The organism is Bacillus sp. FSL E2-0195 (assembly GCF_038003645.1).
Taxonomy (GTDB): Bacteria; Bacillota; Bacilli; order Bacillales; family Bacillaceae_G; genus Bacillus_A; species Bacillus_A mycoides.
In genome coordinates, this window is record NZ_JBBOPN010000001.1 from 718,966 (window position 1) to 744,216 (window position 25,251).

The 25,251-nt window shown below is 40.2% G+C and carries 17 protein-coding genes, 20 tRNA genes, 3 rRNA genes, 1 pseudogene and 3 riboswitches; of the genes and pseudogenes, 38 read left to right on the forward strand and 3 right to left on the reverse strand.

Annotated features, from left to right (window positions below):
* The first annotated feature begins 30 nt into the window (after positions 1 to 30).
* From pstC to MHH59_RS03605, 3 genes and pseudogenes are all read left to right on the forward strand, one after another.
* A complete protein-coding gene (gene pstC, locus MHH59_RS03595; protein ID WP_002090872.1) occupies positions 31 to 921 on the forward strand; it encodes a phosphate ABC transporter permease subunit PstC in 891 nt (296 codons plus the stop codon).
* 2 nt (positions 922 to 923) lie between these two features.
* Positions 924 to 1,844, forward strand: coding sequence for a phosphate ABC transporter permease PstA (gene pstA / locus MHH59_RS03600; protein ID WP_002010630.1), 921 nt, complete (start codon positions 924 to 926; stop codon positions 1,842 to 1,844).
* A gap of 49 nt (positions 1,845 to 1,893) precedes the next feature.
* Positions 1,894 to 2,310: pseudogene (locus tag MHH59_RS03605) on the forward strand (AAA family ATPase); the annotation flags it as partial.
* A 49-nt stretch (positions 2,311 to 2,359) separates the two neighbouring features.
* Here MHH59_RS03605 and MHH59_RS03610 read toward each other — a convergent pair.
* Positions 2,360 to 5,404, reverse strand: coding sequence for an efflux RND transporter permease subunit (locus MHH59_RS03610; protein ID WP_340850836.1), 3,045 nt, complete (start codon positions 5,402 to 5,404; stop codon positions 2,360 to 2,362).
* A 671-nt stretch (positions 5,405 to 6,075) separates the two neighbouring features.
* Here MHH59_RS03610 and MHH59_RS03615 point away from each other — a divergent pair.
* From MHH59_RS03615 to MHH59_RS03735, 25 genes are all read left to right on the forward strand, one after another.
* Positions 6,076 to 7,627: ribosomal RNA gene (locus MHH59_RS03615) — 16S ribosomal RNA — on the forward strand.
* A 146-nt stretch (positions 7,628 to 7,773) separates the two neighbouring features.
* Positions 7,774 to 10,695 (forward strand): 23S ribosomal RNA (locus MHH59_RS03620).
* Positions 10,696 to 10,795: 100 nt separating this feature from the next.
* Positions 10,796 to 10,911, forward strand: a 5S ribosomal RNA gene (rrf, locus tag MHH59_RS03625).
* Together the 16S, 23S and 5S rRNA genes with 20 tRNA genes alongside form the textbook arrangement of a ribosomal RNA operon.
* Before the next feature lie 5 nt (positions 10,912 to 10,916).
* Positions 10,917 to 10,992: transfer RNA gene (locus tag MHH59_RS03630), tRNA-Val, on the forward strand.
* A gap of 8 nt (positions 10,993 to 11,000) precedes the next feature.
* A tRNA-Tyr gene (locus MHH59_RS03635) sits at positions 11,001 to 11,084 on the forward strand.
* 12 nt (positions 11,085 to 11,096) lie between these two features.
* Positions 11,097 to 11,171: transfer RNA gene (locus tag MHH59_RS03640), tRNA-Gln, on the forward strand.
* Positions 11,172 to 11,175: 4 nt separating this feature from the next.
* Positions 11,176 to 11,251: transfer RNA gene (locus MHH59_RS03645), tRNA-Lys, on the forward strand.
* Positions 11,252 to 11,267: 16 nt separating this feature from the next.
* Positions 11,268 to 11,348, forward strand: a tRNA-Leu gene (locus MHH59_RS03650).
* A gap of 29 nt (positions 11,349 to 11,377) precedes the next feature.
* Positions 11,378 to 11,452: transfer RNA gene (locus MHH59_RS03655), tRNA-Gly, on the forward strand.
* Positions 11,453 to 11,468: 16 nt separating this feature from the next.
* Positions 11,469 to 11,557: transfer RNA gene (locus MHH59_RS03660), tRNA-Leu, on the forward strand.
* Positions 11,558 to 11,560: 3 nt separating this feature from the next.
* Positions 11,561 to 11,634, forward strand: a tRNA-Arg gene (locus tag MHH59_RS03665).
* Between the two features lie 10 nt (positions 11,635 to 11,644).
* Positions 11,645 to 11,718: transfer RNA gene (locus MHH59_RS03670), tRNA-Pro, on the forward strand.
* Positions 11,719 to 11,733: 15 nt separating this feature from the next.
* Positions 11,734 to 11,806 (forward strand) — tRNA-Ala (locus MHH59_RS03675).
* Between the two features lie 18 nt (positions 11,807 to 11,824).
* Positions 11,825 to 11,917, forward strand: a tRNA-Ser gene (locus MHH59_RS03680).
* 61 nt (positions 11,918 to 11,978) lie between these two features.
* Positions 11,979 to 12,071: transfer RNA gene (locus MHH59_RS03685), tRNA-Ser, on the forward strand.
* Between the two features lie 24 nt (positions 12,072 to 12,095).
* Positions 12,096 to 12,172 (forward strand) — tRNA-Met (locus MHH59_RS03690).
* 2 nt (positions 12,173 to 12,174) lie between these two features.
* Positions 12,175 to 12,250 (forward strand) — tRNA-Asp (locus MHH59_RS03695).
* Between the two features lie 9 nt (positions 12,251 to 12,259).
* Positions 12,260 to 12,335: transfer RNA gene (locus tag MHH59_RS03700), tRNA-Phe, on the forward strand.
* Positions 12,336 to 12,354: 19 nt separating this feature from the next.
* A tRNA-Thr gene (locus MHH59_RS03705) sits at positions 12,355 to 12,427 on the forward strand.
* A gap of 6 nt (positions 12,428 to 12,433) precedes the next feature.
* Positions 12,434 to 12,504 (forward strand) — tRNA-Trp (locus MHH59_RS03710).
* Positions 12,505 to 12,512: 8 nt separating this feature from the next.
* Positions 12,513 to 12,589: transfer RNA gene (locus tag MHH59_RS03715), tRNA-Ile, on the forward strand.
* Between the two features lie 7 nt (positions 12,590 to 12,596).
* Positions 12,597 to 12,671: transfer RNA gene (locus tag MHH59_RS03720), tRNA-Asn, on the forward strand.
* A 1-nt stretch (position 12,672) separates the two neighbouring features.
* Positions 12,673 to 12,744: transfer RNA gene (locus MHH59_RS03725), tRNA-Glu, on the forward strand.
* A gap of 131 nt (positions 12,745 to 12,875) precedes the next feature.
* A complete protein-coding gene (locus MHH59_RS03730) occupies positions 12,876 to 13,295 on the forward strand; it encodes a CBS domain-containing protein (RefSeq protein WP_002125317.1) in 420 nt (139 codons plus the stop codon).
* A 423-nt stretch (positions 13,296 to 13,718) separates the two neighbouring features.
* On the forward strand, positions 13,719 to 14,870 hold the full coding sequence (locus MHH59_RS03735) for a DUF3965 domain-containing protein (RefSeq protein ID WP_002125318.1): 1,152 nt from the start codon (positions 13,719 to 13,721) through the stop codon (positions 14,868 to 14,870).
* A 241-nt stretch (positions 14,871 to 15,111) separates the two neighbouring features.
* Here the strand turns inward: MHH59_RS03735 and MHH59_RS03740 are convergent, their stop codons facing one another.
* Together MHH59_RS03740 and MHH59_RS03745 are read right to left on the reverse strand one after the other, a co-directional pair.
* Positions 15,112 to 15,444: a hypothetical protein gene (locus MHH59_RS03740; RefSeq protein ID WP_078178466.1), complete on the reverse strand. Its 333-nt coding sequence runs from the start codon at positions 15,442 to 15,444 to the stop codon at positions 15,112 to 15,114.
* Between the two features lie 5 nt (positions 15,445 to 15,449).
* Complete coding sequence (locus MHH59_RS03745; protein ID WP_078178467.1) at positions 15,450 to 16,604, reverse strand: SH3 domain-containing protein; 1,155 nt, start codon at positions 16,602 to 16,604, stop codon at positions 15,450 to 15,452.
* A 259-nt stretch (positions 16,605 to 16,863) separates the two neighbouring features.
* Positions 16,864 to 16,976: riboswitch (TPP riboswitch) on the forward strand.
* A 60-nt stretch (positions 16,977 to 17,036) separates the two neighbouring features.
* Positions 17,037 to 17,140: riboswitch (TPP riboswitch) on the forward strand.
* An 89-nt stretch (positions 17,141 to 17,229) separates the two neighbouring features.
* On the opposite strand from MHH59_RS03745, the gene tenA reads away from it, so the two are divergent.
* The 10 genes from tenA to thiD are packed head-to-tail and all read left to right on the forward strand — an operon-like array spanning position 17,230 to position 24,958.
* Positions 17,230 to 17,925: a thiaminase II gene (gene tenA, locus MHH59_RS03750; RefSeq protein WP_002125324.1), complete on the forward strand. Its 696-nt coding sequence runs from the start codon at positions 17,230 to 17,232 to the stop codon at positions 17,923 to 17,925.
* A complete protein-coding gene (locus MHH59_RS03755) occupies positions 17,894 to 18,643 on the forward strand; it encodes an ABC transporter ATP-binding protein (protein ID WP_078178468.1) in 750 nt (249 codons plus the stop codon). The genes tenA and MHH59_RS03755 overlap by 32 nt, the downstream gene beginning before the upstream one ends.
* Positions 18,643 to 19,395, forward strand: a complete 753-nt coding sequence (locus MHH59_RS03760) for an ABC transporter permease (protein WP_340852900.1) — start codon at positions 18,643 to 18,645, stop codon at positions 19,393 to 19,395. The genes MHH59_RS03755 and MHH59_RS03760 overlap by 1 nt, the downstream gene beginning before the upstream one ends.
* Positions 19,392 to 20,393 (forward strand): ABC transporter substrate-binding protein, encoded by a 1,002-nt coding sequence (locus MHH59_RS03765; RefSeq protein ID WP_002125329.1) that lies wholly within the window; start codon positions 19,392 to 19,394, stop codon positions 20,391 to 20,393. The genes MHH59_RS03760 and MHH59_RS03765 overlap by 4 nt, the downstream gene beginning before the upstream one ends.
* Before the next feature lie 10 nt (positions 20,394 to 20,403).
* The gene (tenI, locus tag MHH59_RS03770) at positions 20,404 to 21,024 is read left to right on the forward strand and encodes a thiazole tautomerase TenI (RefSeq protein WP_016101785.1); all 621 of its coding nucleotides are present in this window, start codon (positions 20,404 to 20,406) and stop codon (positions 21,022 to 21,024) included.
* The gene (gene thiO / locus MHH59_RS03775; protein ID WP_002186756.1) at positions 21,017 to 22,126 is read left to right on the forward strand and encodes a glycine oxidase ThiO; all 1,110 of its coding nucleotides are present in this window, start codon (positions 21,017 to 21,019) and stop codon (positions 22,124 to 22,126) included. The genes tenI and thiO overlap by 8 nt, the downstream gene beginning before the upstream one ends.
* 15 nt (positions 22,127 to 22,141) lie before the next feature.
* Positions 22,142 to 22,345: a sulfur carrier protein ThiS gene (thiS, locus tag MHH59_RS03780; protein WP_001049509.1), complete on the forward strand. Its 204-nt coding sequence runs from the start codon at positions 22,142 to 22,144 to the stop codon at positions 22,343 to 22,345.
* 2 nt (positions 22,346 to 22,347) lie between these two features.
* Positions 22,348 to 23,118 carry a thiazole synthase gene (gene thiG, locus MHH59_RS03785; protein WP_002125333.1) on the forward strand — a complete coding sequence of 257 codons (771 nt, stop codon included), beginning with the start codon at positions 22,348 to 22,350 and terminating at the stop codon, positions 23,116 to 23,118.
* A complete protein-coding gene (locus MHH59_RS03790) occupies positions 23,111 to 24,130 on the forward strand; it encodes a thiazole biosynthesis adenylyltransferase ThiF (protein WP_002125334.1) in 1,020 nt (339 codons plus the stop codon). The genes thiG and MHH59_RS03790 overlap by 8 nt, the downstream gene beginning before the upstream one ends.
* A 15-nt stretch (positions 24,131 to 24,145) precedes the next feature.
* Positions 24,146 to 24,958, forward strand: coding sequence for a bifunctional hydroxymethylpyrimidine kinase/phosphomethylpyrimidine kinase (gene thiD, locus MHH59_RS03795; RefSeq protein WP_002125335.1), 813 nt, complete (start codon positions 24,146 to 24,148; stop codon positions 24,956 to 24,958).
* An 85-nt stretch (positions 24,959 to 25,043) separates the two neighbouring features.
* Positions 25,044 to 25,191, forward strand: a riboswitch (cyclic di-AMP (ydaO/yuaA leader).
* Positions 25,192 to 25,251 lie beyond the last annotated feature (60 nt).

A 25,251-nucleotide genomic window follows, 5' to 3' on the forward strand; every position in this document is an offset into this window, starting at 1 on the left:
TGCAATCTATGAAGTGGGGTCTGTCCTGTGATGAAGGGGAAAAAACAAATTAATTACGTAAAGAGTGAATATATAGGTAGATCACTTGTTACGTTTTGCGGTATCTTTATTGTTTTTATTACATTAGCTATTATTGCGTTTATTTGCGGCAAAGGAATTCAATCTTTCACGCAAAGTGGTATCTCGTTTTCTGAGGTGTTAACTTCGACAAAATGGAATCCAAATGCTGATCAAGGTACGTATGGTGCTGTCATCTTTATTGTCGGTTCGACGCTTGTGTCGTTAGGTGCTGTTGTCATTAGTGCACCAATTGCTATAGCTCTTGCTATATTCATGAATTTAATTTCGCCGAAGTTTGGGAATAAAGTATTAAAGCCTGTTTTAGAATTATTAGTTGGTATTCCATCAGTTGTATACGGATTATTAGGGGTTACGATCTTGGTTCCTCTATTACGGGATTCGTTCGGTGGAGTGGGATTTAGTTTAATTGCGGGTATTATTGTCCTGAGTATTATGATTTTACCTACTATTGCTAGTATTGCCTCTGATGCAATACGCTCTGTTCCGTTTGATTACTTGGAAGCTTCTTACGGTCTAGGATCGACGAAATGGCAAGCGATTAGCCGAGTTATTGTTCCTGCTGCAAAACAAGGAATTTTAACAGGTATAGTTTTAGGGTTAGCGCGTGCTTTTGGTGAAGCGTTAGCGGTTCAAATGGTAATCGGGAACACGATTAAATTACCGGAAGGAATATATAGTCCAACAGCAACGTTAACAGGTATTCTGACAATGGATATGACGAATACATTGAACGGAACAGCTTGGAACAACGCGCTATGGACGTTAGCGATGATTTTACTTGTTATTTCATTCCTGTTTATTTTAGTAATTCGAGCGATTGGTCAAAGAGGTGAGCGATAATAATGAATGCAAGAACGGTAAATAAAGTTTGGACAGGTATCTTTTATGGGGTTGCAGCTTTAGTTGTAGCTTTGCTGGCTTTTTTAATGTACGAAATTCTGCAAAAGGGATGGGGATTTTGGGATCCTAGTTTCTTATTCGGAGAACCAAGCAATACAAGAGCTGGTGGGGGAATTGGTCCACAGTTATTCAATTCTTTCTACATGCTTGTTATAACACTTATTATATCTATTCCTCTTGGACTAGGGGCTGGAATATATTTAGCGGAGTATGCAAAACAAGGTCGTTTTTTAAGTTTTGTTCGTTTATGTATTGAAACAATGGCGTCTTTACCTTCTATTGTTGTTGGACTATTTGGCTTATTGGTATTTGTTACCATGACGGGCTGGGGATATACAGTAATGGGTGGAGCTCTTGCTTTAACTATTTTGAATTTGCCTGGTTTAACACGTGTTTGTGAAAATGCGATTTCTGAAGTTCCTCATAATGTAAAAGAGGCGAGTCTTGGACTGGGTGCAACGAAATGGCAAACAATTGCCCGCATCATTATCCCGTCTTCGTTACCACAAATCATTACAGGTATTATTTTAGCGGCAGGCCGTATATTTGGTGAAGCTGCGGCGTTAATTTATACAGCGGGTTTAACATCACCTATTTTAAATTCAGCAGCGGACTTCTCGAGCCCCTCGCATCCTTTAAATCCATTTAGACCAGCTGAAACGTTAGCTGTTCACATTTGGAAATTAAACTCTGAAGGGATTATCCCGGATGCGAAGTTAATTGCAACAAAATCTGCAGCGGTATTAATTATTATGGTATTACTCTTTAATATCATTTCTCGTTTCGTAGCATCTGTATTACACAAGCGTTTTACAGGAGCGAAAAAAAGTCGTAAAACGACGAAGAAGGTAAAAGCGGCATGAATGTCCGTAAAAGAACTCTCTGTTTATAAACAGGGAGTTTTTTTACGGACATTTATTAAAATCATTAACGGTAAGAGGGAGTGAATCGACAGTTGTTGGGGAAGTTTCCTATGATATTGAGTGGAAACTGATAGGTTTTTTGTTGGAACAAGAGCACAGTGTGATATTAGATAGTCCATGTCTCTATGAAGGGATGGTTAAAAAAGGAATAGATTTATGTCAGAAACATGGTGCTACATATAAATATATTGAATGTTATCTTAATAATATAGAAGAAATTAATCGTAGGTTACAAACGCGTGAACGTAAGATAAGTCAAATTACAAAAGTAGAATCAGAGGTAGCATTTAAAAAATGTCTGGCTGGCAGTAAAAGGCCTTTACATGGTGAATATCTTATTGTGGATTCTGGAGAGCCGCTAGAGAAGTATGGTAAAAAAGTGATGGATTATATTATGGATAGATAGAGGGATAAAAAAGGCGTTATCTTCATAATTGAAGATAACGCCTTTTGGTTTAAATATCAGGTGTTTCTGTAGAAGTGCTTATTTTTCTGCGAGAGCGTCTTTTTCTCCCGATTTTATCTAATAGTTCATACATAACGGGAACGACTACTAATGTAAGAACGGTTGAGACTGCCAAACCACCGATTACAACGACGGCCAGACTTTTGGATACCATACTTCCTGCTTGAGATTGACCGAATAGGAGCGGTAGCATAGCGACGATTGTTGTTATAGCTGTCATAATAATTGGGCGTAATCTAGTAGATCCTGCTTCTAGTAAGGCTTCTCTTGTTTCCATACCGTTTTCCCGATTTTGTTGCACTCTTTCTATTAATACAATAGCATTTGTAACGACAATCCCGATTAACATTAATGCGCCGATTAATGAATTTACGTCAACAGGTGTTCTTGAAATGATTAATCCTAAAATACCGCCGACAGCAGCTAATGGTAAAGAGAATAAAATCGCGAAAGGAGCACGTGCTTGCCCGAATGTGATAACCATAATTAAATATACAATCCCGATTGCAATCCCCATAATTTTAAATAAATCAGTGAAGTTCTCTTGCATAGATTCAGTAGCACCTGCGATATTTACTTTTGCCCCGTTAGGTAAATCTAAGTCAGCTATCGCTTTGTTTACTTCAGCGCTTACTTTACTTAAATCTTCACTTGAAGCTTCTGCAGTAATTTGAATCGTTTCTTTCCCATCTTTATGGAAGATTTCCGTTTGAAGTTGTTTTTCTGAAATAGTTGCAATGTCTTTTAAAGGAATTGGTCCGTTAATAGGTGATAGTATGTTTGTGTTTAAAATATCTTCTTGTTTGTTAATGGATGCCTTTTTATGTTCTATCATAATAGTTGTTTTTTCATTATTGATTGAGATTTCCCCAATAGGAGATTTCTTCATAAGGAATGATACTTGTTGTGCTGCTACTTCTGGTGTTAAACCTAGTTGCTCAGCCTTTGTTTGATCGATATGAATTTGCCATTCTTTTTTAGATTCTTCTATATTTGTTTTTACTTTGGAAAGAGAATCCATGCTTTTTAGTTTTGTTTCGACGATGTTAGCGGCCTTTTGTAAATTTGTTTCGTTAGTAGCTGTTACATTAAATTGTAAGTTGTTTCCGCCTCCGGATTCAGAGTAACTCGTTTTTATATAATCAAGTTCAGCTGGTTCGAAAGCTGTATGATCCTTTTTTAATTCTTTAATATATTGGTCGATGTCAGAACCTTTTTTAAAGACTACAAATATAGTTGCAAGGTTGTTTTGAGTTGTCTGTCCCCATTGTGCATCCTCTGCGCTAGATCCCATTCGCAAAATAACATCTGTTACATCAGAATTAGAGAGTAGTTTCTTTTCGAAATCAAAGGCTTTTTGTTTTTTAGCTTCAGAATCATAACCAGCTGGAAATGTCATGTTAATGGAAAGCATTGTATCATCCTCAGACTTTATGTTCGCTTTCGGAAGTAGTATGTAGGCTGCGATTGATCCTGCAAATAATAAAAAAGAAGTGAGTAGAATGATAAACTTATGAGAAAGAGCCCACTTTAATGTAGCGACATATCGCGGTGAAGAATGTGAATTGCGACGTTTTGTTTTTTTGAGCAGTAAAAAAGCCATAAGTGGAACGACTGTTAATGCCACAATTAAGGAAGAAAGTATAGAATATACAACTGCTAACACCATAGGTAACATTAGTTTTCCGATTACTCCCGATACGAGACCGATAGGTAAAAAAACGGCGACTGTTGTTAAAGTAGAAGAGGTAATTGCGACGGCGACCTCTTTTGTTGCATCGAGAATAATATCTTTAGAGAAAGATTCTTTTTGTAAACGACGGAAAATATTCTCGATGACAACGATACTATCATCGACGAGACGTCCAACTGCAACGGCTAAGCCACCTAGAGTTAAAATGTTAAGTGTGATGTTAGATTGGTGGAGTAAAAATAGTGTTAATAAAATAGATAATGGAATACTAACGACAGCGATGAGCGTTGTTCGAAAGCTGCGTAAAAAGATTAAGATAATGAGAGTTGCAGCAATTGCCCCAAGGATTACTTCTTTTCCCATACTAGTAACAGCATTTTCAACTTGCTCATGAGTTGAAGCTAAAAGTTTAATAGAGAATTGATCTTTATATTGCTTGCTTATATCTTTAATCTTTTTATCAATCTCTTTTCCGATTGCAACCGCATTTTTACTCGGCTCTTTCATGATGATTAATCCTGTTCCTTCTTCCCCGTTTATGTGCGAGATTGTATCGTAATGTTGTTTTAATTCAATTTGAGCGACATCTTGTAACTTTACTTGAGGTGTAACGGTAATATTTTTAATGTCATTTACATTTTTTATATCTCCGATGACACGAAGATTGTATTCTTCCTTATTAACGGTAATTGCTCCGGCTGGGGTGGACGTTTCTTTTCCTTGTAAAACTGTTAATACTTGCTGTGATGTTACGTTTTTATCTTTTAGTTGGTTAGGATCAAGTACGATGGATAATTCGGAAGTTGATTTTCCGAAAAACATAACATTGGCAACACCATCAATGCTTTCGAGTTGTGGTACGATTTCTTTCTCAATTTGTTTTTCGTCAGCTTTTGAAAATGCGTTTTGCTTCTGGATGGTAATTTGAGCGAGTGGAATCATAGAAGTGTTTAATTGACTAACAACAGGTTTAGTTACATCTTTAGGTAATTTAATCGTATTAATTGTTTTTTCGACTTCGCGTGCCGCGTCTTTCATATTTGCCTTGGATGTATATGCAATGTCGATGCGTGATAATCCCTCATGTGTGGAAGAAGTGATGCCATCGATATGTTCTAAATTACGAAATTGTTTTTCAAGGGGATCAGTTACGTCCTTGGTCATCGTTTCAGCATCGAGCCCTTGAGATAATGTCGTAACAGTTATTGCAGGGTTATCGATGCTTGGTAAAAATTCCATAGGTAATTTAGAGCCGGAATAAACACCGAGTATGGAAATGAGAAAAACCATGATAATAATAGCGGCTCGGTTTTTTAATGAAAATTTTGTTAACCTATCCATAAAATAATTCCTCCATTAGTTTATTTATAGTTTTGTGGGCACTTTCTTACTATATAACAAAAATTGGATATCTTTCATTAATTAAATGTAAAAAAATTCTAACAATAATCTTAATTTAATATTTCGAGGGGAAGTTTGTTATTTGTGGAAGCAAAATTCCTGATTGGAGAGAAAAATCAGGAATTAAAGTTTTGCTCTAGTATAGTGGCCACGTTTTTTGTTACTCTACATTTAAATGATTATTTGTCCTTCTTAAGCAGAACTATGGTAATTATAAAATTAAAAAAGAAGAAGACTAAAGGTTAGGAAGTTATTGTGAAATACTGCCTGGTTGATGATAGTGTATAGTAACTTGTATACAATCAAAATGAATGTTTTTAGTAGAAAGGATAAGGGTTCTTTCTATAGAAGAAAGTAGGATAGATAACTTTTTGTATTTTTTTATAAAAAATACTTGTTATTTAAAAACCATGATGGTATATTAATAAACGTCGCTGATGCGGAAACGCAGAAAACGACAAAAAAGAAATTCAAAACATAGTTGACATCGGAAAATGAAGATGTTAATATGATGAAGTCGCTTTTGAAGCGGCAGACAAGTTCTTTGAAAACTGAACGAAACAAACAACGTGAACGTCAATTTTTATTTTTAGATGCTAGACAAACTAACTTTATTGGAGAGTTTGATCCTGGCTCAGGATGAACGCTGGCGGCGTGCCTAATACATGCAAGTCGAGCGAATGGATTAAGAGCTTGCTCTTATGAAGTTAGCGGCGGACGGGTGAGTAACACGTGGGTAACCTACCCATAAGACTGGGATAACTCCGGGAAACCGGGGCTAATACCGGATAATATTTTGAACTGCATAGTTCGAAATTGAAAGGCGGCTTCGGCTGTCACTTATGGATGGACCCGCGTCGCATTAGCTAGTTGGTGAGGTAACGGCTCACCAAGGCGACGATGCGTAGCCGACCTGAGAGGGTGATCGGCCACACTGGGACTGAGACACGGCCCAGACTCCTACGGGAGGCAGCAGTAGGGAATCTTCCGCAATGGACGAAAGTCTGACGGAGCAACGCCGCGTGAGTGATGAAGGCTTTCGGGTCGTAAAACTCTGTTGTTAGGGAAGAACAAGTGCTAGTTGAATAAGCTGGCACCTTGACGGTACCTAACCAGAAAGCCACGGCTAACTACGTGCCAGCAGCCGCGGTAATACGTAGGTGGCAAGCGTTATCCGGAATTATTGGGCGTAAAGCGCGCGCAGGTGGTTTCTTAAGTCTGATGTGAAAGCCCACGGCTCAACCGTGGAGGGTCATTGGAAACTGGGAGACTTGAGTGCAGAAGAGGAAAGTGGAATTCCATGTGTAGCGGTGAAATGCGTAGAGATATGGAGGAACACCAGTGGCGAAGGCGACTTTCTGGTCTGTAACTGACACTGAGGCGCGAAAGCGTGGGGAGCAAACAGGATTAGATACCCTGGTAGTCCACGCCGTAAACGATGAGTGCTAAGTGTTAGAGGGTTTCCGCCCTTTAGTGCTGAAGTTAACGCATTAAGCACTCCGCCTGGGGAGTACGGCCGCAAGGCTGAAACTCAAAGGAATTGACGGGGGCCCGCACAAGCGGTGGAGCATGTGGTTTAATTCGAAGCAACGCGAAGAACCTTACCAGGTCTTGACATCCTCTGAAAACTCTAGAGATAGAGCTTCTCCTTCGGGAGCAGAGTGACAGGTGGTGCATGGTTGTCGTCAGCTCGTGTCGTGAGATGTTGGGTTAAGTCCCGCAACGAGCGCAACCCTTGATCTTAGTTGCCATCATTAAGTTGGGCACTCTAAGGTGACTGCCGGTGACAAACCGGAGGAAGGTGGGGATGACGTCAAATCATCATGCCCCTTATGACCTGGGCTACACACGTGCTACAATGGACGGTACAAAGAGCTGCAAGACCGCGAGGTGGAGCTAATCTCATAAAACCGTTCTCAGTTCGGATTGTAGGCTGCAACTCGCCTACATGAAGCTGGAATCGCTAGTAATCGCGGATCAGCATGCCGCGGTGAATACGTTCCCGGGCCTTGTACACACCGCCCGTCACACCACGAGAGTTTGTAACACCCGAAGTCGGTGGGGTAACCTTTATGGAGCCAGCCGCCTAAGGTGGGACAGATGATTGGGGTGAAGTCGTAACAAGGTAGCCGTATCGGAAGGTGCGGCTGGATCACCTCCTTTCTATGGAGAATTGATGAACGCAGTTCATCAATAAACGTTGACTTGTTTTGTTTCGTTCAGTTTTGAGAGAACTATCTCTCAAGTTTAAATGTATGTTCTTTGAAAACTAGATAACAGTGTAGCTCATATTTTTTTAATTTTAGTTTGGTTAAGTTAGAAAGGGCGCACGGTGGATGCCTTGACACTAGGAGTCGATGAAGGACGGGACTAACGCCGATATGCTTCGGGGAGCTGTAAGTAAGCTTTGATCCGAAGATTTCCGAATGGGGAAACCCACTATACGTAATGGTATGGTATCCTTACCTGAATACATAGGGTATGGAAGACAGACCCAGGGAACTGAAACATCTAAGTACCTGGAGGAAGAGAAAGCAAATGCGATTTCCTGAGTAGCGGCGAGCGAAACGGAATCTAGCCCAAACCAAGAGGCTTGCCTCTTGGGGTTGTAGGACATTCTATACGGAGTTACAAAGGAACGAGGTAGACGAAGCGACCTGGAAAGGTCCGTCACAGAGGGTAATAACCCCGTAGTCGAAACTTCGTTCTCTCTTGAATGTATCCTGAGTACGGCGGAACACGTGAAATTCCGTCGGAATCTGGGAGGACCATCTCCCAAGGCTAAATACTCCCTAGTGATCGATAGTGAACCAGTACCGTGAGGGAAAGGTGAAAAGCACCCCGGAAGGGGAGTGAAAGAGATCCTGAAACCGTGTGCCTACAAATAGTCAGAGCCCGTTAATGGGTGATGGCGTGCCTTTTGTAGAATGAACCGGCGAGTTACGATCCCGTGCGAGGTTAAGCTGAAGAGGCGGAGCCGCAGCGAAAGCGAGTCTGAATAGGGCGTTTAGTACGTGGTCGTAGACCCGAAACCAGGTGATCTACCCATGTCCAGGGTGAAGTTCAGGTAACACTGAATGGAGGCCCGAACCCACGCACGTTGAAAAGTGCGGGGATGAGGTGTGGGTAGCGGAGAAATTCCAATCGAACCTGGAGATAGCTGGTTCTCCCCGAAATAGCTTTAGGGCTAGCCTTAAGTGTAAGAGTCTTGGAGGTAGAGCACTGATTGAACTAGGGGTCCTCATCGGATTACCGAATTCAGTCAAACTCCGAATGCCAATGACTTATCCTTAGGAGTCAGACTGCGAGTGATAAGATCCGTAGTCAAGAGGGAAACAGCCCAGATCGCCAGCTAAGGTCCCAAAGTGTGTATTAAGTGGAAAAGGATGTGGAGTTGCTTAGACAACTAGGATGTTGGCTCAGAAGCAGCCACCATTTAAAGAGTGCGTAATAGCTCACTAGTCGAGTGACTCTGCGCCGAAAATGTACCGGGGCTAAATACACCACCGAAGCTGCGAATTGATACCAATGGTATCAGTGGTAGGGGAGCGTTCTAAGTGCAGTGAAGTCAGACCGGAAGGACTGGTGGAGCGCTTAGAAGTGAGAATGCCGGTATGAGTAGCGAAAGACGGGTGAGAATCCCGTCCACCGAATGCCTAAGGTTTCCTGAGGAAGGCTCGTCCGCTCAGGGTTAGTCAGGACCTAAGCCGAGGCCGACAGGCGTAGGCGATGGACAACAGGTTGATATTCCTGTACCACCTCTTTATCGTTTGAGCAATGGAGGGACGCAGAAGGATAGAAGAAGCGTGCGATTGGTTGTGCACGTCCAAGCAGTTAGGCTGATAAGTAGGCAAATCCGCTTATCGTGAAGGCTGAGCTGTGATGGGGAAGCTCCTTATGGAGCGAAGTCTTTGATTCCCCGCTGCCAAGAAAAGCTTCTAGCGAGATAAAAGGTGCCTGTACCGCAAACCGACACAGGTAGGCGAGGAGAGAATCCTAAGGTGTGCGAGAGAACTCTGGTTAAGGAACTCGGCAAAATGACCCCGTAACTTCGGGAGAAGGGGTGCTTTCTTAACGGAAAGCCGCAGTGAATAGGCCCAAGCGACTGTTTAGCAAAAACACAGGTCTCTGCGAAGCCGTAAGGCGAAGTATAGGGGCTGACACCTGCCCGGTGCTGGAAGGTTAAGGAGAGGGGTTAGCGTAAGCGAAGCTCTGAACTGAAGCCCCAGTAAACGGCGGCCGTAACTATAACGGTCCTAAGGTAGCGAAATTCCTTGTCGGGTAAGTTCCGACCCGCACGAAAGGTGTAACGATTTGGGCACTGTCTCAACCAGAGACTCGGTGAAATTATAGTACCTGTGAAGATGCAGGTTACCCGCGACAGGACGGAAAGACCCCGTGGAGCTTTACTGTAGCCTGATATTGAATTTTGGTACAGTTTGTACAGGATAGGCGGGAGCCATTGAAACCGGAGCGCTAGCTTCGGTGGAGGCGCTGGTGGGATACCGCCCTGACTGTATTGAAATTCTAACCTACGGGTCTTATCGACCCGGGAGACAGTGTCAGGTGGGCAGTTTGACTGGGGCGGTCGCCTCCTAAAGTGTAACGGAGGCGCCCAAAGGTTCCCTCAGAATGGTTGGAAATCATTCGTAGAGTGCAAAGGCATAAGGGAGCTTGACTGCGAGACCTACAAGTCGAGCAGGGACGAAAGTCGGGCTTAGTGATCCGGTGGTTCCGCATGGAAGGGCCATCGCTCAACGGATAAAAGCTACCCCGGGGATAACAGGCTTATCTCCCCCAAGAGTCCACATCGACGGGGAGGTTTGGCACCTCGATGTCGGCTCATCGCATCCTGGGGCTGTAGTCGGTCCCAAGGGTTGGGCTGTTCGCCCATTAAAGCGGTACGCGAGCTGGGTTCAGAACGTCGTGAGACAGTTCGGTCCCTATCCGTCGTGGGCGCAGGAAATTTGAGAGGAGCTGTCCTTAGTACGAGAGGACCGGGATGGACGCACCGCTGGTGTACCAGTTGTTCTGCCAAGGGCATAGCTGGGTAGCTATGTGCGGAAGGGATAAGTGCTGAAAGCATCTAAGCATGAAGCCCCCCTCAAGATGAGATTTCCCATAGCGTAAGCTAGTAAGATCCCTGAAAGATGATCAGGTTGATAGGTTCGAGGTGGAAGCATGGTGACATGTGGAGCTGACGAATACTAATAGATCGAGGACTTAACCATATAATATGAAGCAACGTTATCTAGTTTTGAGAGAATATAAAAAACTTATTGACTTTCTAAGTGAATCAAGTATAATAATGTTTGTCTCAATCGAATATAGTCTGGTAATGATGGCAGAGAGGTCACACCCGTTCCCATACCGAACACGGAAGTTAAGCTCTCTAGCGCCAATGGTAGTTGGGACCTTGTCCCTGCGAGAGTAGGACGTTGCCAGGCAAAATGGAGGATTAGCTCAGCTGGGAGAGCACCTGCCTTACAAGCAGGGGGTCGGCGGTTCGATCCCGTCATCCTCCACCATATATGTCGGAGGGGTAGCGAAGTGGCTAAACGCGGCGGACTGTAAATCCGCTCCTTCGGGTTCGGCAGTTCGAATCTGCCCCCCTCCACCATTTCTTAATTATTGGGCTATAGCCAAGCGGTAAGGCAACGGACTTTGACTCCGTCATGCGCTGGTTCGAATCCAGCTAGCCCAGCCATTAAGAGCCATTAGCTCAGTTGGTAGAGCATCTGACTTTTAATCAGAGGGTCGAAGGTTCGAATCCTTCATGGCTCACCATTTTCTTAAAAAATATGCGGGTGTGGCGGAATTGGCAGACGCACTAGACTTAGGATCTAGCGCCTTTGGCGTGGGGGTTCGACTCCCTTCACCCGCACTTTTAATAAAATAACTCAAACATGTCTTGCGGAAGTAGTTCAGTGGTAGAATACAACCTTGCCAAGGTTGGGGTCGCGGGTTCGAATCCCGTCTTCCGCTCCAATTTTCAGTATGACATGCCGGGGTGGCGGAACAGGCAGACGCACAGGACTTAAAATCCTGCGGTGGGTGACCACCGTGCGGGTTCGACCCCCGCCCTCGGCACCATATGCGCCCGTAGCTCAATTGGATAGAGCGTTTGACTACGGATCAAGAGGTTAGGGGTTCGACTCCTCTCGGGCGCGCTTTTATTAACGGGAAGTGGCTCAGCTTGGTAGAGCACCTGGTTTGGGACCAGGGGGTCGCAGGTTCAAATCCTGTCTTCCCGATTTTCCCAAAAACATGGGGCCTTAGCTCAGCTGGGAGAGCGCCTGCCTTGCACGCAGGAGGTCAGCGGTTCGATCCCGCTAGGCTCCACTTTATTTTTTATATGTCGGAGGTATACCCAAGTTCGGCTGAAGGGATCGGTCTTGAAAACCGACAGGCGGCGAGAGTCGCGCGGGGGTTCGAATCCCTCTACCTCCTCCATTTTTTTTAAAAGTGGTTTAGTTACATATAAAAATGAATAAGATATTAATTTTTCCTTCATGGAGGTATACCCAAGTTCGGCTGAAGGGATCGGTCTTGAAAACCGACAGGCGGCGAGAGTCGCGCGGGGGTTCGAATCCCTCTACCTCCTCCATTTATTTTTAAAACATAATATCGTCGCGGGGTGGAGCAGTACGGTAGCTCGTCGGGCTCATAATCCGAAGGTCGCAGGTTCAAATCCTGTCCCCGCAACCAATGGTCCCGTGGTGTAGTGGTTAACATGCCTGCCTGTCACGCAGGAGATCGCCGGTTCGACCCCGGTCGGGACCGCCATTTTATGTTGGCTCGGTAGCTCAGTCGGTAGAGCAGAGGACTGAAAATCCTCGTGTCGGCGGTTCGATTCCGTCCCGAGCCACCATTTTTTTGTTTTTTTTTATGCCGGCTTAGCTCAATTGGTAGAGCAACTGACTTGTAATCAGTAGGTTGGGGGTTCAAGTCCTCTAGCCGGCATCATTTAGGGGCATAGTTTAAAGGTAGAACTGAGGTCTCCAAAACCTCCAGTGTGGGTTCAATTCCTACTGCCCCTGTAAAGTATGGGCCTATAGCTCAGCTGGTTAGAGCGCACGCCTGATAAGCGTGAGGTCGATGGTTCGAGTCCATTTAGGCCCACCATATATATTCCGCAGTAGCTCAGTGGTAGAGCTATCGGCTGTTAACCGATCGGTCGTAGGTTCGAGTCCTACCTGCGGAGCCATGGCCCGTTGGTCAAGTGGTTAAGACACCGCCCTTTCACGGCGGTAACACGGGTTCGAATCCCGTACGGGTCATAAAAAAAGAGTCAGCATATTGCTGACTCTTTTTTATTATGTATAAGCCTCTTTTTATCACCTTATTTTTCTGAAATAAATAAAGGGATTTAGGAAAAGCTATGGTATGTATTAAAAGGAGGAGATGAAAAATGACGCAAGTTAGAGAACTTATGAGTACTCATATCGTACATTGTACACCATTAGACAATGTATATGAGGCAGCTGTAAAAATGAAAGAAGAATCGGTTGGATTGATTCCTGTTATTGAAAATAAACAAGTTGTTGGGCTTGTTACTGATCGAGACTTAGTTGTTCGTGGGATTGCTGAAAAACATCCTGGATCTAATCAAATTACAAATGTAATGACAACAAACATTGTTTCAGTTTCTCCAGATGATTCTATTGAAAAAGCTACAGAATTAATGGCACAATATCAAATTAGACGGTTACCGGTTGTTGAGAGCGGTCAACTTGTTGGGATGCTAGCACTAGGTGATTTAGCTATAAGAAAATCAGCAGATGATCAAGCAGGGTTTGCTTTAAGTGAAATCTCAGAGCATACGGAATAAACTATTTATAAAGATCAGATACATTATTCTAGTATATACGGATTAAACTAATATGTTAGCGTGATGTATCTGAGACATTATATAATAAGTATAGCGTCAATATTTTTGACAGTTTTTTTAAATTTGTCATTCCTGATTTTTAATAAGAGAAAAAATGATATACTGAGAGATATAAGTATTATGATAGATTTTGAATATAACAATATTCATCGTTAATGATGTAATAATGAATTAATATTTCCTACATAGATAAAGTGAAACTTTAATTATTGGGGGGTGTCCATCCCAAAATAATTATTAGTTGAACCAATCGGGCTTTTATGGGCAGTTTTATCTCCTACCTAACTTCCTCGCATTCGCAGAATTTTGAGGTGGGAGTCTTACTGCCCGCAAATAGCGGGATAAAAAGGGAAGGGGAATTATATGAGGGCTGTACAGGGCGATCCAAATTGGAATTTGGTTACAGATACATATATAGAACCAAATGATTTCGCTGAGTTATTTTCTTTGCTTGTACCTTGTCATCCAAAAGGTGAAGGGAAAGAGCGAACTATATTAGTATGGAAAGAAAAAGAATTTTATAAAGAAGAAAATTTAGCGCCATTTATCGTATATGGCATGAATAAAGTAAAGAATTTACCGCAGTTTCATAAAGATGAAATTCCAACTCTAGTACGTATTCTTCGTTTATGTCAAGAGATTGGTTGGTATGAAGAGGCAAATGCTTTTATGATAACCCAAGGGCTAGATGAATTTGTCCGAACTTCATTGGAGTATGAAACATGGGATCTTTTGACGAAAGCAGTTGCTTTAAACTATTTAATTATTAAATATCGTATTGGTGAATTAACAGCTGAGGATGTAGAAATTTGGGATCGAGTTAAATTTAATGAGAAATGTATAACAGATTGCAAACATCTATTATCTCATAAAGAAGTATTGGAATTTACATTCTTTTATATGTGTAAGCGAGCTAAGCTACTGTCAAAAGAGCAATTAAATAGTGATATGATGAGTCTGGCAATGTATTGTAATACTTTTGTGTATGATTTATATACACATGACTTATTACGGAAGTATCGTAAGTGTACAGACTTCCTATCATATTATGGACCTAGTCAAGCGGTTTTAGCTTGTCAAAGAGCTGTACTTTCACAAATTTCCGATCGATTAGACCCTTTAAAGACAACTCATGTAGATGATTATTTATATGTGATGAAAGAAATGATGGAGCATATGACGATAGGGGTAATGGATCGGTATGGTCATTTTATTGGAAAGCTACTATCATATGTACCATTTTTCGAAATGATCCAAGTTCCACAGCATGCATATTACTGTGAAGAATTACTGTATATTTGTAAGGGAATTGAATACAAAGAAGAAATACTACGCAATTATATATTTATACAATTACATGATTGTTTACCATCATTCTTTAAACTATTTCTTAAAAATAAGCGTTATGCAACGATTCATGATATTCTTTTCTATTGGTGCGACGATGAACAAAGAATGAGCTTAGAGAAAAAATATAATCTTAGTTTCATTTATGAAAAATATGCTTGTGGATAAACCATATTTTTCATATTAAAAATTAATATAAATTAAAAAGGATCTCAAGTTTATGTGAGATCCTTTTTTTGTTAGTAAAGCAAGGAGAAAGTACCTAAGATAAGAAATAACATTCCATAAAGGAGAAATTGTGCAGTATAACTTCCTTGTATACCAAAAAAAGTATTCATTTTTTCATATAAATTCAATATATATTTCATTGGATTATCTTTGAAAGATTGGTACACAGTGTCTCCTCTTTCTAAGCTTCTTGTTCATGTTTTTGGTTATTAGGAACATGAACGTATCTAGCTATGAATAATAAAACACCTATAAAGAATACAGGAAGTACGGTAGATAAATAAAAACCATTACTAATTATATTTGTTACAAGAGCACTTAAAAGAAAAATTACATTATAAATATGGGCAATTTTTTGTTTTAGCCGCATTTGTAATGCTTCCATAATGATTTCTAAAGCAACAAAAGCAATAATAATAGATAAAAATACAGTGTTCGTATTATAAATGATTAAACAACAGATTAAACCTAAAAAGGCCAGGTATTCAATAAAGAGAGGTATATTGCGTGGCATATAATTTACCTAACTAAATATGGCAGTGGGTTTACTGCATTTGTTTTTTCAAAATTCCATTCCCCATTATGTAATTCAAAATGGAGATGTTGCCCGTATGAATGACCTGTGTTTCCCATATGACCTACTAATTGTCCAGTTTGTACTTGATCACCAGCTTGTACAGTGCGATCCTTCATATGAGCATAAACTGTTGTATATAATTTCCCATTTATTTGATGGGCGATGAATACGACATTGCCGTAGCTAGCCGAATAATAAGATTTCACAACCTTACCTGCAGCAGCAGCTTGAATAGAGACATTTCCTTGTGCTGCTATATCTATACCATAATGCATTTGCTCCCAGCGCATATCAAAAGTGGAGCTGATTTTCCCTTGAGTAGGGAATTTGAAAACTGCTGGAATTGATGCAGGTTGAGCTGTTTTAGCTTGTGGTTGATTTTGCACTACATAGTGTTTTGCTACATATCCGTATCCTGTGCCAAAACGAATTTTATACCAAGTACCTACCGTTTCTACTACTTGTACTTGTGTACCATTTTGTAATGAGCCAAGTAGAGTGCCACTTGTGCTAGCATTGCTACGTACATTTAATTTTGGTGTTGCAACAGTATACGAAGGAGAACCTTGTACTGTTACACCTTTTACTAGAGGTGTGGATCCATTAGATACAAATGTTTTTTGTACGTAACCAATTTGACCGTTATGTAATATTTTGTACCAATCTCCTTGTTCACCTTGAATGGTAATGAATTGACCATTTGGTAATATATCTAGAATAGAAGACTCTGTATTAGGTTCAGAACGAACGTTTAATGCGTTTGCAGTTACGATATATTGAGACTTTGGTTGAACATTTTTTTTGAATAGAATTGCATCTTTTTTCATATAGCCTGTTTTGTTGTTAACAGATACTTTATACCAATCTTGAACTGTTTCAAGAATAGTAACCGGGCTATTAAATCGAATGGTATCAACTATTGCACTGTCTGTATGGCTATTTTGATGTAGTGCAACGTTGTCAATTTTTACATATCCAGTTTTTACTGTAGATGGTTGCTTAGCAGCCGCTGTTTGTATATCGGATTCTCCCATAGAAGGAAGTAAAGAAGCAATTGCGATAGTAGTTGCTGTTAAAGCTGTGGCTTTCATATTCATGTAATAAAGACCTCCTCTAGTTGTATAGTTGTAATTTTATTATAGTATAAAGATATAATATATTGGTCGTATTCACATAAATGTAATATGAAATCAATAAAAATAATGTCAGAAGAGAGATTCGTATATAAATATTGTATATATCATTTGTGAGGTCGCATTTATATTTGTTTAACACGTTAAGAATTAATTCTTAATTAAGAAAATTAAAACAGTTGATGATGTCTTATGGCGATGTTATACTGACAGTGATAATTTTATAGTTTGCTAGGAGGGCTGGTGTTGCCAGCTGAGAGTAGGGCCATAAGCCTTTGATCCTTTTTATTACCTGATCTAGATTATGCTAGCGTAGGGAAGCAATTCGGACATTAACAATGAGTCCCCGTTTCTTTGCGTATAGAAACGGGGCTTTTTTATTTGAAAATTTCATATTAACACCACTAGGGGTGCTTTTCGTGCTGAGAGAGGAATAATCCTTAACCCTTACAACACCTGATCTAGATAATACTAGCGAAGGGAAGTGGAACAACGAATAAATTATAATTTTATTTGCTGTAACCACTTCTTATATACAGAAGTGGTTTTTTTATTGAGATAAATAGATATATAGGAAGGGGAATTATTAATGAAATTTTGTGAAAGATTATTTGATACGGTGCAGCCTGTTTGGGAGAAAAGTCATAATCATCCGTTTGTAGTAGGTATGGGGGATGGTACGTTGGAAAAAGACAAATTCCAGTATTATATTATTCAAGATTATTTATATTTGTTAGATTATGCAAAGCTATATGCAATTGGGGTTGTAAAGGCAACGAATCCACAAGTTATGGCAAAATTTGCAGAGCAAATTGATGGGATTTTAAATGGAGAAATGACGATCCATAAACAGTATGCAAATAAACTTGGCATTACTGTAGAGGAGATAGAATCTGCGAAACCATCTGCTAAAAATTTAGCCTATACAAATTACATGATGTCTGTATCTCAAAATGGCACACTTGCAGAATTAATATCAGCTTTACTTCCATGTATGTGGAGCTATTGGGAGATCGGAAAGCGTTTAAATGATATTCCTGGAGCAAGCGATCATGAGTTCTTTGGAGAGTGGATTCAAGGATATTGTTCTGAAGAATACGGTAACCTTTGTATTTGGTTAATAGATTTATTAAATGAAATGGCAGTTGGAAAGTCAGAGAAAGAGCTAGACCGATTAGAGGAGATTTTCTTATATTCCAGCCGATTTGAATATTTATTCTGGGATATGGCTTATCGTAAGGAGATGTGGGGTTTTGAGGAGCAAGAACATACTACAGTTTCATAATGTTTCCTTTCATTATGATGAGAAACCAATCATCAATGAATTAAATGCTTCTATACAAGATAAAGAGTTTGTAAGTATTATCGGGCCAAGTGGATGCGGGAAAAGTACTTTATTTCGCCTTATTACAGGCTTAGAAGAGGCAAGTACTGGACAGATAGAGCTGACAAAAACAAAGAGTCATCCTGTAGGGTATATGCCCCAAAAAGATATGCTCTTGCCGTGGAGGACGATTATTGAGAATGCTGCCCTGCCGCTAGAGTGCCAAGGTGTGCAGAAGAAAGAAGCGCAAGTAAAAGCGAAACAACTGTTACATAAATTTGGTTTACAAGGGTACGAGAAAAAATATCCGAAAGATTTATCTGGTGGTATGAGGCAACGCGTATCTTTTATCCGAACTTTATTAACAGGCGGGGAGATATTATTGTTAGATGAACCGTTTAGCGCATTGGACGCTTTAACGAAGGCATCTTTGCAAGAATGGTTGTTTGAACAATGGAAAGAGTGGGAAAAAACAATTTTATTTATCACTCATGATGTTGAAGAAGCATTGTTTCTTTCTAATCGAATTTTGGTTGTAGAAAATCAACCGATAGCAACTTTAACTGAGCGAATTGTGCCGCTTGATCGTAACCGAACAAGAAAAGATTTATATAAGCCTGAAGTGTTAGCGCTTAAAGAAGAGCTCCTTAGTATGTTACAAAGGCAGGTACTCGTATGATGAATCGCTTGAAGAAGTTATTACCTGCCCTAATATTAAGTGGAATTTTACTTGCTCTGTGGGAAGTAGGAGCAAGAATTGTAGATGAGATGTACATTTTGCCATCACCTTCTGCAATTGTAATGAAGATATGGGCGCTGAAAGATATATTATTTACGGTTCATTTACCTGCAACGTTGTACGTCGTTTTAATAGGCGTTGTTATTTCTATCGTACTGGGCGTAGGGCTAGCAATGTTAATGAATGCGAGTACGTGGATGGAAAGAGCATTTTATCCGTTATTAGTTGCTTCACAAACCATCCCGATTACTGCGCTTGCGCCGCTCTTCGTTTTATGGTTTGGATATACCATCTGGAGTAAGGTTGTTGTTACCGTTTTAATTACGTTTTTCCCAATTGCGGTCAATACGTATGATGGACTGCGCAGTACGAAAAAAGAATGGGAGGAGCTATTAGTTACATATGGTGCAACGAAAAAAGATGTTTTTCTAAAGCTAAAGTTGCCATCTGCTCTTCCTTACTTTTTTTCAGCGTTAAAAATTGCGGTACCACTTAGCGTTATTGGGGCAGCGATTGGTGAATGGCTCGGTGCACAAGCTGGGCTTGGATATTTCAGTAAAAGAATGATGACGCAGTTAGACGGAGCTGGTGTATTTGCACCAATTGTATTGTTATCATTATTAGCTATTTTCTTCGTCATACTTATTTCCATATTGGAAAAGAAATTTATTAGTTGGAGGAAACATTCATGAAATTATTAAAACGCATCTTTGTGTTTACATTATTAGTTGCAATGATTGCAGGATGTTCGAGTAACTCGGCATCAGATAAGAATAAATCAGAAAAAGAAATAACAGTAATGCTTGATTGGTACCCGAATGCGGTACATAGCTTTATTTATACGGCAATTGAAAAAGGATACTTTAAAGAAGAAGGAGTCAAGGTGAATATTAAATTCCCTTCTAATCCGACTGATCCATTAACGCTAGCGGCAGCAGGGAAAGTGACAGTTGGTTTGTATTATCAACCAGATGTTGTCATGGCAAAAGCAAATGAACAAATTCCAGTGAAATCAATTGGAGCTGTCGTACGTTCACCGTTAAATCATGTTGTATCACTGAAATCAGCAGGCATTCAATCGCCAAAAGATTTAGAGGGGAAAACAGTTGGATATTCTGGAACACCTTTAAGTGAGATGTATTTAAAAACGATGGTAAAAGAAGCTGGTGGTAATCCAGATACAGTGAAAGTAGTCGATGTTGGCTTTGATTTAGTACCAGCATTAATTACGAAAAAAGTGGATGCGGTAACAGGGGCATACATTAACCATGAAGTACCTGTTATGCGTCATGAAGGTCATGAACCAGCATACTTTAATCCAGCAGATTATGGTGTACCGAACTATCATGAGCTTGTGTTTGTAACGGGTGATAAAACGTTGAAAAAAGATAAAGAAGCATTGCAAGCCTTTTTACGTGGGGCACAAAAAGGGTATGACTTTATGAAGAAAAAACCCGATGAAGCATTAAATATTTTATTAAATCATCAAGAAAAAGAAAACTTCCCGCTTGTACCAGAAGTTGAAAAAGAAAGTATGAAAATTTTATTAGAGAAGATGGAAACGAAAGATGAGCCATTCTTATCGGATTCAAAAGAGTCATGGGAGAAACAAAACAAATGGTTGAAAGACAAAGGAATGACGAAAGAAATCGTTCCAGCCGATGAATTATTTGAAAACATTTTAAAGTAGGCGAATGAATATGAAAAATGAGCTCCATGTAATCTCAAATGGCCATATGCCATTCGAAGAGTTAGTGAATGTAGCGATGCAAATTGAGAGTGAGATCGATTATTTGCATATTCGTGAGCGTGAGAAAAGTACGAAGGAATTGTATGAAGGTGTGGAAAGTCTTTTGGGGAAAGGCTTTCCAGCATCGAAGATAGTGATAAATGATCGAATTGATATTGCTATTCTATTAAATATTCCGCGTGTTCAGCTAGGATATCGAAGCGCAGATGTAAGGTTAGTAAAAGAAAAGTTTTCTTATTTGCATGTCGGTTATTCAGTACATTCGCTAGATGAAGCGATAGTAGCATTTAAAAATGGAGCAGATTCACTCGTTTATGGTCATGTATTTCCGACAGATTGTAAAAAAGGTGTGCCAGCGAGAGGATTAGAAGAAATTGCTCATATGGCAAGTTGTTTATCCATACCAATAACTGCAATTGGTGGGATTACCCCTGAAAATACAGGTGATGTTCTTGCAAATGGTGTAAGTGGCATTGCTGTTATGTCCGGGATTATAAGCAGTAGTAATCCGTATAGCAAGGCGAAATCTTATAAGGAATCAATAAGAAAGTGGGCGGAAAAACATGTGTAAGAAGTATGATGTAGCGATTATTGGCGGAGGTGTAATTGGTAGTTCAGTTGCACACTTTCTAGCAGAAAGAGGGCATAAAGTAGCGATTGTAGAGAAGCAAAGAATCGCATCTGAAGCTTCGAAAGCAGCTGCTGGTTTGCTCGGTGTTCAGGCAGAATGGGATGCATATGATCCGTTGTTTGAGCTTGCTAGAGAAAGCCGTGCTATATTTCCACAACTTGCAGCAGTTTTACGTGAAAAAACAGGCATCGATATTGGGTATGAAGAAAAGGGTATTTATCGCATCGCTCAAAATGAAGATGAGAAGAAAAGAATTCTTCATATTATGGATTGGCAGCAGAAAACAGGTGAAGATTCCCGATTTCTAACGGGGGACCATTTACGGGAAAAAGAGCCGTTTCTTTCCGAGTCAATTATAGGGGCGGTGTATTATCCAAAAGATGGTCAAGTTATTGCACCAGAGCTTACGAAAGCATTCGCACATTCTGCAGCAATTTCCGGAGCTGATATATATGAACAAACAGAAGTGTTTGATATTCGTATTGAAAATAATAAAGTGACTGGAATTGTGACAAGCGAAGGTGTAATCACATGTGAAAAAGTCGTTATCGCCGGAGGATCATGGAGTACGAAATTGCTACATTATTTTCAGAGTGATTGGGGTACATATCCTGTTAAGGGGGAGGTTGTTGCAGTAAGAAGCAGGAAACCTCTGTTGAAAGCTCCTATTTTCCAGGAGAGGTTTTATATTACGCCGAAGCGCGGTGGCCGTTATGTGATTGGGGCAACGATGAAGCCTCATACATTTAATAAATCTGTACAACCAGAAAGTATTACTTCCATATTAGAGCGTGCGTATACAATATTGCCTGCTTTAAAAGAAGCAGAATGGGAAAGTACGTGGGCTGGGTTAAGACCGCAGTCTAATCATGAAGCTCCTTATATGGGAGAGCATGAAGAAATAAAAGGTTTATATGCTTGTACTGGACATTATCGAAACGGCATTTTATTAAGTCCTGTTTCTGGTCAGTATATGGCTGATTTAATAGAAGGAAAGCAGGAGAATCACTTGCTAGATTCATTGCTTTCTAAAACGGTTTAGAAAGGGGATGGAAGTTTGAATTTAAAAATTAATGGTAACCAAATTGAAGTACCAGAGAGTGTGAAAACAGTAGCTGGGCTACTTACACATTTAGAGTTAGATAACAGAATTGTTGTAGTAGAACGTAATAAAGATATTTTACAAAAAGATGATCATAACGATACATCTGTTTTTGATGGGGACCAAATTGAGATTGTAACTTTCGTAGGAGGCGGTTGATTATGTTAAACATTGGACAATTTTCATTTCATTCTAGACTTTTATTAGGAACAGGGAAATTCCCTGATTTTGATGTGCAGCAAAAGGCAATTGATGTTTCTGAGGCTGAGATTTTAACATTCGCAGTACGTCGTATGGATATATTCGATGCGAAGCAGCCTAATTTATTAGAGAAACTTGATGTGAAAAAATATACGTTATTACCGAATACAGCAGGAGCAAAAAATGCTGAAGAAGCTGTTCGTATTGCAAAATTAGCAAAAGCTTCTGGACTTTGTGACATGATAAAAGTAGAAGTTATTGGTGATGATAGAACGTTATTACCTGATCCAGTAGAAACGTTAAAGGCATCTGAAATGTTACTAGAAGAAGGATTTATCGTTCTACCATACACATCTGATGATGTTGTATTAGCTCGTAAATTACAAGAACTTGGTGTACACGCGATTATGCCAGGAGCATCACCGATTGGTTCAGGGCTTGGTATTGTAAATCCATTAAATTTAAGTTTCATTATTGAACAAGCGACAGTACCAGTTATCGTTGACGCTGGTATTGGTAGTCCAGCTGATGCAGCATTTGCAATGGAATTAGGAGCAGATGGTGTGTTATTAAATACTGCAGTATCTGGATCGAACGATCCTATTAAAATGGCATATGCAATGAAATTAGGTATTGAGGCAGGACGATTAGGGTTTGAAGCAGGTCGTATTGCACGTAAACGTTGTGCAACAGCAAGTAGTCCTTTAGAAGGAATGAGCGTAGTTGAATAATCGATATTCTCGCCAAGAGCTATTTTCTCCAATTGGGGAAGAAGGGCAACAAAAGATAAGGACAAAGCATGTACTTATTATCGGTGCAGGCGCATTAGGTAGTGCAAACGCAGAGATGTTTGTAAGAGCAGGCGTCGGTCAAGTAACAATTGTTGACCGTGATTATGTCGATTGGAGTAATTTGCAAAGACAACAATTGTATGCAGAGAGTGATGTAGAGAATAATCTTCCGAAGGCTGTAGCGGCAAAAAAACGTCTAGAAGAGGTTAATAGTGAAGTAAGAGTAGAAGCTCTCGTTCAGGATGTAACGGCTGAAGAGTTGGAAGAACTCGTTACAAATGTTGATGTAATCATCGATGCGACTGACAATTTTGAAACACGTTTCATTGTGAATGATATATCGCAAAAATATTCTATTCCATGGGTTTATGGGGCATGTGTAGGGAGTTACGGTCTTTCTTATACTATTCTTCCAGGAAAAACGCCATGTTTATCTTGTTTATTACAATCGATTCCGCTTGGCGGAGCGACATGTGATACAGCGGGGATTATATCGCCTGCTGTGTCTCTTGTCGTTTCTCATCAAGTAACGGAAACACTTAAACTGTTAGTAGAAGATTATGACTCGCTTCGAGATGGGCTTGTATCATTTGATGTATGGAAAAATGAATATTCATGTATGAATGTGCGAAAGCTTCGTAAACATAATTGTCTATCGTGTGGTGAACAGGCAGTATATCCATATTTAAATAAGGAAAACACTTCAAAAACAGCAGTGTTATGCGGGAGAAATACAGTTCAAATTAGACCACCTCATAAAGAGGAAATGGATTTTGAACAATATAAAAAATTGCTGAATGATCGCGTGAATGATTTGAATGTAAATCCATATTTATTATCATTTTCGGTTGAAGAAAAGAGATTAGTTGCTTTTAAAGATGGCCGTGTACTTGTACATGGCACGAAAGATATAAGCGAAGCGAAAACAATTTATCATCGCTATTTTGGGTAGAAAAGGATGAGTGGGATGAAAGTGAATAAAGCTTTAACAATTGCAGGGTCTGATAGCGGAGGCGGCGCTGGGATTCAGGCGGATTTAAAAACATTCCAAGAGCTTGGTGTGTATGGAATGACGGCTATTACAGCAATTACTGCTCAAAATACGCTTGGCGTTCAAGGGGTATATCCTGTTTCTTTAGAAGGGATTACGGAGCAGCTGAATTCAATTGGTACGGATTTAACGCCAGATGCTGTGAAACTGGGAATGTTATTTAGTAGTGAAATTATTCAAATTGTGGCAGAGCATATTAAGAAATTTGGCTGGAATAATATTGTGCTAGATCCTGTTATGATTGCTAAAGGCGGTGCGTCATTATTACAACAAGAAGCAGTACAAGCATTAAAAGAATATTTATTGCCAGTAGCAACTGTTGTCACACCGAATGTTCCTGAAGCAGAAGTGTTAACTGGAATGGAGATTCATAATGTAGAAGATAGTAAGGAAGCTGCAAAAGTATTGCATGAATTAGGGGCTAAATATGTGCTTATGAAGGGCGGACATGCAGAATATCAAGGTAATGAAGTAATTGATTTACTCTTTGATGGTGAGCAGTTTATTGAATTTAGAAGTGAACGAATTCCTTCGAAGCAAACGCACGGAAGTGGGTGTACATTTGCTTCAGCGGTTACAGCAGGACTTGCGAAAGGCTACTTGATGGAAGAGGCAGTTCAAGAAGCAAAACGATTTATTAGTATAGCAATTGAAGAGCCATTGAATATTGGAAGTGGTCATGGGCCGACGAATCATTTTGCATATAAATTGAATAAGACGCATGTATAAAGATACGAGAAGCCAGTTTGTTAACTGGCTTTTTTTGTGTTTACTTTTTCCAAATACAGGAGTAATATATCAGCCAGAATACATTTTTTGTAATACGCTGAGTCCAAATGTATGGAGCGGAGGAACCAATTTGTGCGTCGTCACTAGGGGTGAATCTTTCAATGTTGAAAGTAGGGCTACTCTCAAAGTCCGAATCCGACAGCTAACTTCGTAAGCGTCTTGAGAGAGGACGGTGCCATGATGGATACATCACTTCATCGGTCTGATTAGTATAGGAGAATATCAATCTATGT

What these genes read in the sequence shown, in the direction of transcription:
- MHH59_RS03745 (WP_078178467.1), bottom strand. Translation starts at nt 16,604, where the DNA reads ATGAATATGAAAGCCACAGCTTTAACAGCAACTACTATCGCAATTGCT.
- pstA (WP_002010630.1), top strand. Translation starts at nt 924, where the DNA reads ATGAATGCAAGAACGGTAAATAAAGTTTGGACAGGTATCTTTTATGGG.
- MHH59_RS03735 (WP_002125318.1), top strand. Translation starts at nt 13,719, where the DNA reads ATGAGGGCTGTACAGGGCGATCCAAATTGGAATTTGGTTACAGATACA.
- thiD (WP_002125335.1), top strand. Translation starts at nt 24,146, where the DNA reads ATGAAAGTGAATAAAGCTTTAACAATTGCAGGGTCTGATAGCGGAGGC.
- thiG (WP_002125333.1), top strand. Translation starts at nt 22,348, where the DNA reads ATGTTAAACATTGGACAATTTTCATTTCATTCTAGACTTTTATTAGGA.
- MHH59_RS03765 (WP_002125329.1), top strand. Translation starts at nt 19,392, where the DNA reads ATGAAATTATTAAAACGCATCTTTGTGTTTACATTATTAGTTGCAATG.
- MHH59_RS03610 (WP_340850836.1), bottom strand. Translation starts at nt 5,404, where the DNA reads ATGGATAGGTTAACAAAATTTTCATTAAAAAACCGAGCCGCTATTATT.
- MHH59_RS03730 (WP_002125317.1), top strand. Translation starts at nt 12,876, where the DNA reads ATGACGCAAGTTAGAGAACTTATGAGTACTCATATCGTACATTGTACA.
- MHH59_RS03740 (WP_078178466.1), bottom strand. Translation starts at nt 15,444, where the DNA reads ATGCCACGCAATATACCTCTCTTTATTGAATACCTGGCCTTTTTAGGT.
- thiO (WP_002186756.1), top strand. Translation starts at nt 21,017, where the DNA reads ATGTGTAAGAAGTATGATGTAGCGATTATTGGCGGAGGTGTAATTGGT.
- pstC (WP_002090872.1), top strand. Translation starts at nt 31, where the DNA reads ATGAAGGGGAAAAAACAAATTAATTACGTAAAGAGTGAATATATAGGT.
- tenA (WP_002125324.1), top strand. Translation starts at nt 17,230, where the DNA reads ATGAAATTTTGTGAAAGATTATTTGATACGGTGCAGCCTGTTTGGGAG.
- tenI (WP_016101785.1), top strand. Translation starts at nt 20,404, where the DNA reads ATGAAAAATGAGCTCCATGTAATCTCAAATGGCCATATGCCATTCGAA.
- MHH59_RS03760 (WP_340852900.1), top strand. Translation starts at nt 18,643, where the DNA reads ATGAATCGCTTGAAGAAGTTATTACCTGCCCTAATATTAAGTGGAATT.